General features: G+C 45.5%; 9 protein-coding genes. 4 read left to right on the top strand and 5 right to left on the bottom strand.

The genetic code is table 11. The features are described 5' to 3' along the window. Positions 1 to 217: 217 nt before the first annotated feature. The 3 genes from ACMCM8_RS10440 (at position 218) to ACMCM8_RS10430 (ending at position 3686) form a co-directional block, all read left to right on the top strand. Positions 218 to 2284 (top strand): catalase, encoded by a 2067-nt coding sequence (locus ACMCM8_RS10440; protein WP_412722572.1) that lies wholly within the window; start codon positions 218 to 220, stop codon positions 2282 to 2284. A 210-nt stretch (positions 2285 to 2494) separates the two neighbouring features. Next, positions 2495 to 3058, top strand: coding sequence for a cytochrome b (locus ACMCM8_RS10435; protein WP_412722571.1), 564 nt, complete (start codon positions 2495 to 2497; stop codon positions 3056 to 3058). A 208-nt stretch (positions 3059 to 3266) separates the two neighbouring features. Beyond that, positions 3267 to 3686, top strand: coding sequence for a CBS domain-containing protein (locus ACMCM8_RS10430; RefSeq protein WP_412722570.1), 420 nt, complete (start codon positions 3267 to 3269; stop codon positions 3684 to 3686). A 130-nt stretch (positions 3687 to 3816) separates the two neighbouring features. On the opposite strand, the gene ACMCM8_RS10425 is transcribed toward ACMCM8_RS10430, so the two are convergent. After that, positions 3817 to 6858, bottom strand: coding sequence for an efflux RND transporter permease subunit (locus tag ACMCM8_RS10425; RefSeq protein WP_412722569.1), 3042 nt, complete (start codon positions 6856 to 6858; stop codon positions 3817 to 3819). 3 nt (positions 6859 to 6861) lie between these two features. After that, complete coding sequence (locus tag ACMCM8_RS10420) at positions 6862 to 7938, bottom strand: efflux RND transporter periplasmic adaptor subunit (RefSeq protein ID WP_412722568.1); 1077 nt, start codon at positions 7936 to 7938, stop codon at positions 6862 to 6864. Between the two features lie 155 nt (positions 7939 to 8093). On the opposite strand from ACMCM8_RS10420, the gene ACMCM8_RS10415 reads away from it, so the two are divergent. After that, complete coding sequence (locus ACMCM8_RS10415; protein ID WP_412722567.1) at positions 8094 to 8720, top strand: TetR/AcrR family transcriptional regulator; 627 nt, start codon at positions 8094 to 8096, stop codon at positions 8718 to 8720. Positions 8721 to 8758: 38 nt separating this feature from the next. On the opposite strand, the gene ACMCM8_RS10410 is transcribed toward ACMCM8_RS10415, so the two are convergent. The 3 genes from ACMCM8_RS10410 to ACMCM8_RS10400 form a co-directional block, all read right to left on the bottom strand. Then, positions 8759 to 9250 (bottom strand): GNAT family N-acetyltransferase, encoded by a 492-nt coding sequence (locus ACMCM8_RS10410; protein ID WP_412722566.1) that lies wholly within the window; start codon positions 9248 to 9250, stop codon positions 8759 to 8761. A gap of 97 nt (positions 9251 to 9347) precedes the next feature. After that, positions 9348 to 12527 (bottom strand): efflux RND transporter permease subunit, encoded by a 3180-nt coding sequence (locus ACMCM8_RS10405; RefSeq protein ID WP_412722565.1) that lies wholly within the window; start codon positions 12525 to 12527, stop codon positions 9348 to 9350. A gap of 9 nt (positions 12528 to 12536) precedes the next feature. Then, positions 12537 to 13685 (bottom strand): efflux RND transporter periplasmic adaptor subunit, encoded by a 1149-nt coding sequence (locus tag ACMCM8_RS10400; RefSeq protein ID WP_412722564.1) that lies wholly within the window; start codon positions 13683 to 13685, stop codon positions 12537 to 12539. Positions 13686 to 13757: the final 72 nt, after the last annotated feature.

Genomic DNA, 13757 nt, shown 5'->3' with positions numbered 1-13757 from the left:
GTGCGTTTACACACTGAATATGACAACTACTGGCGTTGTAACAATTTCATTTTGAATGTAATTGTTATGCAACCCATTGAGAGTTATTCGTGGAGGAGGTTTTAATTTATTGAAAATTAATAATAAAATATTATGGATTTATCTTTGCTTAAGCAATAAACCGCACCTTAGAAAAGGCGTGTCGTTTCACAAAAGTCAAAGAGCAAAGGGATAAATCATGGCTGAATCATTTAAATTTGAAGGAAAGCAGGGAACCGGTGGCGAGATGCATCAAACCAGCAAGCAAGGTCATCCTGTGATGACTACAGCGCAGGGCTGTCCGGTACACGATGATCAAAACACCCTAAAGGCTGGCGCACGAGGGCCCAGCTTGTTAGAAGATCACGTAATGCGAGAGAAGATCTTTCACTTTGATCACGAACGCATTCCAGAAAGGGTAGTGCACGCCAGAGGGGTTGGTGCTCATGGTTATTTTGAAACCTATGAAAGCTTAAGCGATCTGACCTGTGCTGATATCTTCCAACGCAAAGGAGAGAAAACGCCCGTATTCGTGCGGTTTTCCACCGTGGCAGGTAATCAAGGCTCACCAGACCTTGCCAGAGATGTACGCGGGTTTGCGGTAAAATTTTACACGCAACAGGGAAACTGGGACTTAGTGGGAAATAATATCCCGGTTTTCTTCATTCAAGATGCGATTAAATTCCCCGATCTCATTCATTCTGCCAAGCAAGAGCCAGACAGAGGGTTTCCACAAGCCCAGACTGCACACGATAACTTTTGGGATTTTGCGAGTTTATCACCTGAATCCACTCATATGTTGATGTGGGCGATGTCAGACCGCGCCATTCCCCGTTCACTTCGATTTATGGAAGGATTTGGTGTACATACCTTTAAGTTTGTTAATGCCAATGGTGAAATGAAGTACGTCAAATTCCATTGGAAACCAAAACAGGGAATGCAATCGGTGGTATGGAATGAAGCACTGAAGATAAATGGTGCGGATCCGGATTTTCACCGCCGGGACTTATGGAATGCAATCCAATCGGGCGATTATCCAGAATGGGAATTGGGCGTTCAGGTTTTCGACCAGGCGTTTGTAGACCAATTCGAATTTGACGTATTCGATGCCACTAAACTTATCCCTGAAGAGCAAGTACCAGTGAAAATTGTCGGTAAAATGGTATTGGACAGAGTGGTAGATAATTTCTTTGCCGAAACCGAACAAGTCGCGTTTTGTACGCAAAATATCGTCCCGGGTATCGATTTTACTAACGATCCATTGCTGCAAGGGCGAAACTTCTCGTATTTAGATACTCAGCTTAAGCGTTTAGGTAGTACTAACTTTACCCACCTTCCTATTAATGCGCCTAAGTGCCCAATGCGTCATTTCCAGCAAGATGGCCACATGGCCATGCACAACCCTAAAGGCAGGGTGAATTACGAACCCAATTCCTGGGAAGCAGATGAGCACAACCCCAGAGAATGCCCCGAAACGGGATTTAGATCACACAACGAGGAAGTGGAAGGGAGCAAACTGCGTTATCGCTCTGAAACGTTCGCTGACCACTATAGTCAGGCTCGTCAATTTTATATCAGTCAAACCGATGTTGAAAAGCAGCACATTCGTGATGCATTTGCGTTTGAATTGTCGAAGGTTGAACACCTTAAAATTCGCGAACGCGTGGTGTCCCATTTATTGAACGTTGACAAACAGTTAGCTAAAGAGGTTGCAGAGGCATTGGGCATTAAGACAATGCCTAAGCCAGCGGAAGCCGCGATGCCAACACGGGATGACCTTGCCCCCTCAGATCCGTTGAGTATTTTGAAAAATGCCCCAGAGTCGTTCAAGGGGCGTAAATTGGGAATTTTAGTGTCTGACGGAATAGATAAAAGCGCGTTAGATAAACTGAGCAACGCAGTAAAATCGGCCGGTGGGATGGTTGAGCTTATTGCGCCAACAATTGGTGGCGTTGAAGTCGCCTCAGGCGAAGTGGTGGAAGCGGATCAAAAAGTGGATGGCGGTCCTTCTGTTCTCTACGATGCAGTGGCGTTACTGGTGACAGAAAAAGGCGCAAAAGCCCTTGCCAAAATGCCTGCGGCACGGGACTTTGTGTCTGATGCTCACGCGCACAATAAGTTTATCGGCTATGTCGAGGAAGCAATGCCCTTAATTGTAGGTACAGGGTTGGCTGATGGCATCGATGATGGCTGGATAAACTTGTCGTCTAGCAGTCACAAAGATTTTGTTAGCGAAATTAAACAACTGCGATTTTGGCAGCGTTAAATTTGGCAGTTAATCTTCCCGTAAAAGCAGGCTGCATGGTCAGCTTAATTGCTGGCCATTTTAGGTCTATAGATGAATAATAAATTTTTTCAGTTAATTAACGGCAATAGCGCAGTTGCGGCAGCGACCTTAATACTGAGCAAACCACAACGGCCAAAAAGAAAAGTACACGACCGAGTTAATAATAATTTTAAATATGGATAGCAACTCATGCAGCGAGACACAACACATAGGTTTTCTAACACCACATTGTACTTACACTGGATTATTGCACTGACCGTCATTGGTTTGCTTGCGACAGGGATCTACATGACAGAGAATGGCGTGTTCACGTTATATCCTTGGCACAAATCAATGGGTTTTGTGTTGCTGTTTGTTGCTTTGGCACGGGTTTTCTGGCGTATGGTAAACGGATGGCCCACGCCAGTGTCACAATACAGCAAAATAGAACACAACCTGGCGCTATTCACTCATTGGGTGTTAATCAGCGCCACATTACTCATGCCGGTATCGGGATTAATGGCCTCTGTTTTGGGTGGGCACGGGCTATCGGTATTTGGGTGGGAGGTTTTTGCCCCCAACTACAGTGTTGATGATCCCGAAAAAACCTTGCCTATTAATTTTGAATGGTCAAAGGTGGGGGGCACCATCCATCTATATTTGGGATACACTGTTATTGCAGCGTTATTACTGCACGTATGTGGCGCCGTAAAGCACCATATTATTGATAAAGATGGCACTTTAAAGCGAATGTTGGGCATACCACTTAAGTAGCTATTCACCGTATAGAAATAACTTATCCGACACCTTTAACTGAGGTTAGTGATAAACAGGGGGCACGCTATAGCGCATATACGCGTTGGGCATTAGTTAATGCTCTGCGGTATCATCAATATTTGGTTATCGGTGCAGTAGTGGTTAATGCCCAGATAAACAAGTGATAAAGTTGCTGTTATAAGAAAGTCGACGCTAAGAGAGACGTATGAGTGTATCTAATATAATGACTAAACGGGTAGTAAGTGTGCATATGGACGACAGCTTACAATCCCTTCGGGAGCTTTTTTCTGCAACTGGTTTTCATCATTTAATTGTGGTTCATAACCACAAATTGCAAGGTATCATTTCAGATCGCGATTTAATGAAAGCCGTTTCTCCCTTTGTCGATACCGTCAGCGAACGCAATTTAGACCGTGCGACATTGGACAAAAAAGCGCACCAGATCATGACTCGCGATGTTATTTCACTGCATCCCGACGCCTCTATCTATACCGCTATCGAACTTTTTAACCGTCATAAAATATCCTGTATTCCCATTGTCGATGAAAATAAACACGCGATAGGGATAGTTTCGTGGCGTGACATCATGAAGTTCATGCAGCAACGGGTAGAGTCAAAGCGCTAGGTATACAACGACGTTAAATACGCGCTAGGTAAGTTATAAAGCATGTTTAGACAGCTTTTTAATGTTGGCTAATAGAATTACCCACGTACTCGCGTAAATTTCACGAGCGTACGTGGGTATAGGGCAGGCGTTACAAGTTGCGGTAACTGACTTTGAACAGCAGGCTGTATAAAACAGGAACCGCAATAAGTGTTAGTACAGTAGCAAATGCTAATCCGCCCATAATTGTTACCGCCATATCGGCAAAAAATGCATCAAACAACAATGGCGCCATACCCAATATCGTGGTTACTGCTGCTAGTGCCACGGGACGAACCCGGCTTAACGTTGCTTCTATGATTGCTTTGCGAACAGACAATCCTTCTTCAATCTGAAGATCAATCTCTTCAATAAGTACGATAGCGTTTTTAATCAACATGCCAAACAAACTCAGAAATCCAAGTAGTGACATAAAGCCAAAGGGCATATCAGTAGCCAGAAGGCCTGTAACAACACCGACAATAGCCATGGGGACGACCAGCCATATAATGAGGGGCTGGCGGGCGTGACCAAATAGCAATACAGAAATAATGAACATTACCAAAAAGCCTGCAGGCAACCCTGCGCCAAGTGCTTGCTGGGCTTCACGAGAGCTTTCATACTCTCCTCCCCATTGAAGCTCATATCCAGCAGGTAGCGCGATCCCTTCAATCAGCGGGCGGATCCTTTCCAGTGATTTTGCTGCAGTTTCATTTTCACCTGGCTCAGCTTCAACGGTGATAGTACGCACCCTGTCACGACGATGAATACGCATCTCTTCTGTCATTAACTCAAGTCCCTGCGAGACCTGAGTGAAAGGGATATATTGACGTTGCTGCGAAGACCATACCTGAGACTCGCGGATAGATTGAAGTTCAGTGTCTTCAGCCTTTCCCATTTTGGCGATAATGCGATAGGCATAATCACCGTCTTGTACTGTGCCAAGCTGCACACCACTGCTTGCGTACTGAACCGTTTGACTGAAGTCAGAGTGGGAGACGCCTGCAATACCGGCATTGTAATTGTCAAACTGGGTGTTTATGGCAAACCCCTTTTCTCGCCAGTTGTGGCGCACGTCAATCACGTGACCATCATCCAGCAGCAGGTGTTTAGCATGTTCGGCCAATTGACGTAATACTTCGGTATCGGGGCCAGAGAAGCGAGCTTCTAATTTGGCGCCTGAGCCAGGGCCAAACTGCATGCGCTCCAGATAAAAGTTAGCATCTAGATCAAGGTCGGTAAGCTTGCTTTCAAGTTCAGTTTGGATAGTGGGTATAGCGTCTAAGCTTTTCGCGCGAACCATGAAAAATGCATAGTTTTCGTTGGCGCTTTTAGGCGCATACGTCAACGTGAAGCGGTCAGCACCTTGACCGATGAACGTTGTTACAGCACTTACATTTTCCATCGCCAATATGCGTTGTTCAGCTTGTTTGACTATGGTTTCAGTGGCGCGAATATCCCTGTCTTGAGGCCCCCAATAGTGCACAAAGAACAACGGGGCATTTGATGGAGGAAAGAAACCTTGTTTTACCATACCAAAACTGCCGTAAGCGACTGTGGTAATGACCAACAAGGCGCCGATAGTTACCCATCGCAGTTTTAATGATGCGAATAACACTTTTTTAAACCAACGCTGTGACGCAGAAGGACCTTTACTGTCAGATTGGTTCATGCCTTTTCGATAAAAGTGCGCACCCAGCACGGGTACTAAGGTGACTGCAAGCACCCAACTTATCATCAACGACACCAGTACGACGGCAAACAGAGAATAGAGAAATTCACCGGTGGCATCGTTGGAGAGCCCAATACCTGAAAATGCGGCAATACCGATGACAGTCGCACCCAACAACGGCCATTGCGTGCGTTTCACAATAAAACTCGCTGATGCTTTAGCTGTAGCGCCTGTGGCCATGCGTAGCATCATTCCTTCGGCTACGACAATGGCATTGTCAACCAACATACCCATTGCAATCACCATGGCGCCAAGAGAGATACGCTGCAACTGAATATCCATCAGCCACATAATAAGAATGGTACCTAATACTGTCACCAACAGCACCGCACCCACCACTACGCCTGAACGCCACCCCATAAATAAACACAGTGTCAGGGTTACTACCGCAACTGACATGACGAGGTTGTTGATAAAACCATCCACCGATTCGTCAACTACCGATGCCTGATCGTAAATAGGGGTGAGGGTAATACCCAAGGGAAGTTGCTGTAAAAGCTTTTCTACTTTGGCGTTTACGCGTTCACCCACATCAACGATATTGACATCCGTTAAGGCTGACACACTCAGTGTGAGTGCTTCTTCACCGTTATAACGCACTAACACAGGTTGAATGTCTGCGGGCTCTAACTTTAAGGTGGCTACGTCGGCCACTCTCAAGGAGCGATTGGTGCCGGGGATCACTACCGAAAGGTTCGATATTTCTTCGAGTTTGTCAGGGGCTCGCTCTACGATTAACCGTACATTTTTTTCATCGACTTTAACCCGGCCACCATTAAAGGGACGAAGGTTGTCTTCAAAAAGAGCGGCTAAATCGGGAAAAGATATTCCCAACCCTGCGAGCTGATACGGGTTGATGTAGGCTACAATTTGTTCTTTTTGCACGCCTGTCACGTTGACCTTTGCTACGCCTTCGGTAGTCAGCAAATCCCGTCTAATAATGCGTGCGAACTCGCGCAGCTCACGGGTGTCGAAATCAGGTGCGCTCAATGCATAGTAGAGGCCGTATACGTCGCCAAAGTCGTCGTAAACCTCTGGGTCTTGTGCACCGGATGGCAACGAACTGGTGGTGTCTCGCAAGCGCTTGCGAAGCTCATCCCATACCTGTGGTAATACCTTGCTGTCATAGGTACTTTTTACTTCGACAGTTATTTCAGAAAGCCCTGGCGAGGACACTGACGTCACTTCTTTTAATTGCGGCATCTGTTGAATAGCAATTTCGAGGCGTTCGGTAATCTCTCGTTCTACCTTTTCGGCGTTGGCACCAGGGTATTTGGTATAGACTTTAACTTGTTTAATGGTGAAGGCGGGATCTTCTAACCGCCCAATTTTAGACATGGCGAGAACACCGCCCAACAGCAGTATTATCACCATAAGCCAAATATTAACGGGCTTTTCTATTGAATAGCGTGCGATATCCATAAATTACTTCTCTCCCTGATAGGGAAGCACGTTCATGTCAGGACGCATTTGTGAAGCGCCAGCTGACACCACGCGTTGTTCCAGAGTAATATCACCTTCAACAATCGCCAGTTCGTTTTCAATGTGTTTGACGGTTATGCGATGCTGGCTGACAGTCTGGGTGTCCTCATTAAATACCCATACTGCGAAACCGTTATTGTCATCGCCAACTAACGCTTTTACGGGGACGACAAACCCTTCAGGATAGAGAGTGCCTTGAAGACTGACTTTGACTACAGCACGCGCACCCGGAGTCAGGGGAAGATCTTCACGTGGCGCCATAGCAAAAACCACTTCGTAGGTTTGTGAAACGGGATCCGGTTGAGTCGAGTGTTCTACGTAATTAACTGGATACCATTGTGTTCGATTCGTCGCTAATGTTGCGCTGGCTTGCTTGATCCCGCGACCAATATTCGCTGTCAGTAAGCGTTCAGGCACATTGATGTTGAAGTAGATTTTGGACACATCCTGAAGCCGCGCAATAGGCGTACCCGCCGCAACAAAGCTGTTGTTTTCAACGAGTCGCTGAGACACTTTTGCGTCAAAAGGCGCGTAAAGCTGAGTGTAACTTAAATCTTGTTCAGCGTTTTTTAAATCGATAACGGCAAGTTCGTAGGAGGTTTTAGCCGAGTCTAATGCGCTTTGTGCGACCAGCTTCTGGGCAAACATTTTTTCAATTCTGTCTAATTCCCGCTTGGCTTGATCTAAACGGGTTTTAGACTCATCAACTCTTCGCTCAAAGGGTTTTCTGTCAATGGTAGCTAACAGTTTACCCTTGTTAATATCACTGCCCGTTACCAGGTCGGTTTGTACTAGACGCCCAGATACCTCAAAGCTCAAATCGACGGTTTTTACCGCAGAAACAACGGCGGGAAAGGTAAACTCATCAAAATCTGGAATATTGCTGACAGTCGCCAATTTTACGTAGCGAGCAGACGCCTCGTCCTGCTGAGTTGCAGACTTTTCATTACTACATGCTGAAAGTGCTGTGACTGATAACAGGCTGATAACCAAAAGGTGAGAATATCGCATCAAGGACATAGTCTTATGTGATCCATAGTCAGGGTGTGTGGAATAAATACATATCTGGGCGAAAAATAGCCCAAAGTAAACTGATGAGTGCATTTTAGTTGGCTTAATTTGAAAAGTAAACTGTTCAGTGTAAAATGCTGGGTAAGTCCCATTGAGATTTTTCTATGACAGGTAATACACGTACACGTAGTGATGTGAAGCGCGAAGCCATTATTCAGGCTGCTACTCAGGCATTCCAAGAGTTTGGAGTGAATGGTACCAGCATGGACAAATTGGCGGAGTTGGCGAATGTGTCTAAGCGCACGGTGTACAATCACTTTGCTACCAAAGAAGAATTAGTTATGCACCTTGTAACCCAACAGTGGCAACGTGCAATTTTAAACGTTAATACCAAATACGATCCGTCTATTGCGCTGGATACACAGTTGAAAGACCTGATCCTACAAGATATCGAATTTATGGTGAGTGAGTCTCATTTGGACCTGGCACGGGTTGCGATTGGACATTTCTTCTACGAACCAGAAAAGTTAAAAGATGAGGTAGCTCAACTTAAAGCGCAAGAAACCGCCATGCACCGTTGGTTGAAAGACGCAAAAGCGGACGGAAAGCTCACTTTTGATGAGCTTGACCGAGTTGTGAATGAAATTGACAGTTTAGTAAAAGGCCAATGTTTTTGGCCTCAGTTGTTTAAAATTGAAGAAAGCTTAAGCGACAAGGATAAACGCAAAATCGCTTCAAACACTGTGGCGCTTATCCTCAGCCGTTACCAAGTCAGTGATATACATCGTTAATCAGCGAGTATGGTGAGTGCGTAAAGGGCATGCGCCCTTTAATTAGCGGTGTTTGCAAAATCGATAAGTGTTTGACCATCCATGCGATAACCTATCCACTCGCTTTTGGGCTTTGCACCCAGCGATTCATAAAAGTCGATGGCGGGTTTATTCCAATCCAGTACACTCCACTCAAAGCGACCACAGTTGTTGTCGACAGCGGTTTTTGCTAGATGTTGTAACAGGGCTTTTCCTGCTCCTAAACCTCGAGAAGCAGGGGAGACGTATAGATCTTCCAGATAAAGCCCGTTTCTGCCTTGCCAGGTCGAGTAATTGAAAAAGTACACGGCAAAACCAATTGGCTTACCCTCAAGTTCACACATAACACAATGTGCAGTGGCACCTTCACCAAATAAGGTTTGACGCAAATCCTCTTCGGTCGCCTCCATTTCGTGTTCGGCTTTTTCATATATGGCCAGTTCCAGAATAAACTGTCGAACTTGGGTGACATCTTCAGGTGTTGCTTGTCTTATTGAGATTGAATTGCTCATGCTACTTTCCTATTTAATTCATTGCGCTCTACCCGAACACAAAAAAATGAGCCTATTAAAGGCTCATTTTTTCAGTTTAACGAGACGCTTTTTTACATTAGTCGATTGTGCCACTTGTTTGAGGGGTATGACTAGTCATGGGTACCTCATCCGAGCTGCGCTGGACTGATTTCTTGCGTCGCATCTTTCTTTTTAAGTAGACGATAGGGCCTCGTAAATCGAGCAATATCAAATACAGACAGGGTACTAGGATCAACGTGACCACTGTGGCATATAATACAGCGAATCCTAGTGCCGCCGCCATGGGCACTACAAACGCTGCCTGAAGGCTGGTTTCAAACATAATGGGCAGCACCCCAACAAATGTAGTTATTGAGGTAAGGGTAATTGCTCTAAAACGCGCGGTGCCGGCTTCAATAACTGCCTCTTTTACACTGTATCCCTGACTGCGTCGTTGGTTAACGAAATCCGTCATTACCAATGAGTCATTGATAACTACCCCTGCTGCAGCAATTAACCCAAAGTTTGACATCATCGACAGATCTAAGCCTAAAACAAAGTGGCCAAAGACGGCGCCGGTAAAGCTAAATGGTATAACAGACATGATAATAATGGGTTGACCATAGCTCTTAAGGGGCACGGCCAATAAAATGTATACCATGATCATGGCGGCTAAGAAGAACAGGATTTGCTCGTTTTGCTGAGCTTGTTGCTCTTCGATATCACCACCTAGTTCTGTCATAACAGAGGGGAACATCTCCTTAAGTTGCGGAAGCAATTTTTCTTGGATTTCTTCCACTACAGCGTTGGGTTCGACTTTTTCTTCGTCAATATTGCCCCAAATGTAAACACTGCGGTAACCGCCTTCACGGCGAATATAACTGATCCCGGGCTTTTCTTCTAAGATCACCACATCCCCCAACATCACTTCCTCACCATTGGGAGTTTGGATCATCGAGTATTTTAGGGCGGCAAATCGCTCACGGGTAAGTTCAGGGTAACGCACCATTACGCGTACTTCTTCACCATTTCTGATCACGCGTTGTGCTTCACCACCGTAGAAGCCAGCCCCGACCTGTGAGGCAATGTCAGACAGAGTAAGGCCAAGATCGTAAGCAACGGGTAGCAAGGTCATTTGCACTTCTTTACTGGGTGGATCAATGGTTGAGCTAACGTCAAATAAGCCGTCTTGTTGCTGTAGCATTTCAATAAATTTAAGGCCGGCCGCATTTAACGTATCAATATCAGGGCCAAACAGCAGGTAACCAAACTCACCGTCATCGCCATCACCATTGACATCGTCAATGACAGTAAACGACTTCATACCTGTAATTTCAGGAATGGCTTCGCGCCAGCGACGCGCTAATTCGAAGGTGTCGATGGGACGTTTATCCTCGTGAACCAGAGGCGTTAGAATTCGGCCTTCCGTTCTATCTTCGTTAAACGCAAGACGGTCACGGATCATACCTGTACCAAACTCTTCAATAATGTCCTGCTCTACGTTTAAAATGGTTTGTTCAACGATTTTAAGCGCGTTTATGGTGGTCATATCAGAGACATTTTCATTCATCTCAATTTTCACACTGGGGAAATCGTGAGGAACTTTGGGATTAGGCACCATTCGTACATAATTAGCATTGATCAGGCCCATGCTAAACATCAAAAGTGCGATAAAAATCATCAACACAGCCCAGCGCCATTCGATCGCTCTTTCAACAGTGCGCTTGTATGGGCCATTGACGAAGGCAAAAAAGTTACGGTTAAAGCGCGCGCGCCAGCTGTTTTGTCTTACAGGTGAAAACTTAGTGTGTGCCAAGTGCGCAGGCAAAATCAATTTTGACTCAATAAGACTAAATGCCAGGCACAGAATAACCACCACGGCGATGTTATAAAAGAATGAGCCTTCAGGTCCGCTACTTAAGGTAAATGGTGCAAACACGGCAATGGTAGTGAGTACTCCGAAGGTGGCTGGAGTAGCTACTCGTTTTGCTCCGCGAATGACATTGTCGACGCCACCCCCTTTCGTTTCTATTTCGGTATACGCGCTTTCACCAATAACGATAGCGTCATCTACCACAATCCCCAGTACCATAATAAAGGCAAATAAAGATAGAATATTAATACTCACGCCAAACAGTGGCATGAGCATCATAGCGCCGAGGAAACATACAGGTAAGCCGACCATAACCCAAACTGCCAGTCTAAAGCGCAAGAACAGGGTGAGCATAAGCGCAACAAGAATGGAGCCCTGTACTAGGTTGGACAACATCATATCTAAACGCGCATTTAGATAATATGTCAGGTCTACCAGAACTTCTAAACTCACGCCTTGAGGAAGTGTTTTGTTTTTCTGTTCAATATACGCTTTGACCGTTTCCGCCACAGGAATAGTGTTTTGTGTTTTGGTGGCTTTTACCGCGATATAAATAGAGTTCATACCGTTGTATTTGAAGTAACGTTCGCCCTCGACAAAGCCGTCGTTAATGTAGGCCACATCGCCTAAGGTAACTTTAGCGCCGCCAGTGCCAATCTTAATGGGTATTTGTCTAAACTCTTCGCCACTGTAATACTGATTTTCAACCCGAACCGAGACGATACCTGCGTTGGTGCGTAGCTGGCCGGCCGAAATATTGGCAGAATAATTGTTAATAGCACGGGTTATGTCAGAAATAGTTAAGCCATACTTGCGCAACGTGTCTGGCTTTATTTCAATCGCTATTTCATCGTCAGGCGCTGATATTTCAACCAGTGAAATTGTGCCCAACTGTAATAGTTCGTCTTCTACTTCTTTTGCCAGCACCTTGAGTTCATTCAGCGGTAAATCGCCAACCAAAGGCATTTCAATTACCTGTTGTTGAAACTCAACCTGCGAAACGTTCACGGGCTCCATGCCGGCAGGGAAGGTAGCAATACTATCAACTCTGAGTTTGACTTTATCGAGTACGTCGGTCAGTTCTGCCTTTGTGTCAATTTCAAGCGTAACGGCACCACCGCCGCGAAATGCGCGAGAAACCGTGCGTTTTATTTCGGTGACATCTTTAACCGCTTCTTCGACTTTGATGAAAATACTTTCTTCAATTTCTTGTGGCGATGCGCCCGGGTAGTTGGCTTCAACAGTGATATAGTTAATTTCAACGTTGGGAAACATTTGACGCTGAATAGTGAAATAGCTGGCAATACCCATAATGATGATAAAAATCATCAACAGGTTTGCCGCGACTGAATTTCGGGCGAACCAAGATATAATGCCGCTTTGGGTGTCGTTGTGTTTTTCCATGACAGCTCCTTAGTTTGCTTTCGCTGTCACAAGTTCAGACGTCGTTTTTATCACCTTAACAGCCATGCCATTTTGAGGATACTCAGGCAGACTCATTACCACTTTATTGGGATTAAACTCGCCCTGTATGAGGAAGTCGCCATTTTCCTCTCGTACGACAGTAACCTTTTGGGATTTAAGTTTGTCATTGTCGTCCAATGTCCAAAGCAGGCGATTGGTTACTAATTCCTGAGGGACGCGGTACACATCACTTAACGTTTTCCCTTCAAAAGAAACAGTGCTGTACGATCCAAATTTCACCACGGGCTTGTGAGAATGAATGGCGTAAGGGTCTTCGATTCTTGCCACAAAATAGCTCATGCGTGTGTTGTTATCGATTACACCGGTATCGCGGTGAATAATACCTTTTACTTGCGAGCCAAGAATGTCGTCAACTTCGATTGTAATTTCACTGCCAATGGTCTTATCTGATAGAAAAACCTTGTCAAAACCCGCTATTGGGAAGGTCACTTCGGCATACTCTATGTTGTTGAGCACCGCCACTGCAGAGCCTTGGGTAACGTAGTCGCCAGTGCTGATATCACGCGATACAATAAGCGCATCATAAGGCGCTTTGACTTTACAATTTTCTAAGTCCCGTTGGGCTATTTTTAGCTGGGCCTGAGCTGATTTCACTCCCGCCTGAGCACTCATTACCTGAGGCTTGCGAAGATAGAGGTCAGTCACTCTGGCATCTGGCATTGTTTTGGCTTCTTTTGCGGCTACATCCGCCTGTGCTTGCTCTTGAATAAGTTGCGCCTGGGCACTGGCTAAATTAGCTTCTGCTAGCAGCAGGGCTGCTTCATATGCGTCGGCTTCTATTTCGAAAAGTACTTCGCCGCGACGCACCAAACCACCACTGACAAACTTTGCATTCCAACGCTCTACTTCACCTGAAACCTGAGCCGCTAGGTTAGTGGTTTCCAGAGGTTTAATTTCGCCGTAAGAAGTTAACTCAACACGCACATCTTCGGGCGTTAAGGCTTCTATCGTGACCGTGGGACGGGTATCGACTTCTTCATTAATAGCAGAGTCTGAGGCTGATGCTTCAATTCCCTTCATACCTAAATAGCCGACAACTAACACCCCGATAGGCAATGCAAACTTCATCCATTTCATAGCTAAATCTACTTTAAGTGCAAAAACTGCTTATAGTGTACCGCTAAAGTGTTTCAGTTATACAGACTAATT

It is taken from the genome of Alteromonas sp. D210916BOD_24 (assembly GCF_047159385.1).
GTDB lineage: Bacteria > Pseudomonadota > Gammaproteobacteria > Enterobacterales > Alteromonadaceae > Alteromonas.
The sequence above is the reverse complement of the archived record's forward strand: the minus strand, read 5'-3'. Positions and strand labels throughout refer to the sequence as shown.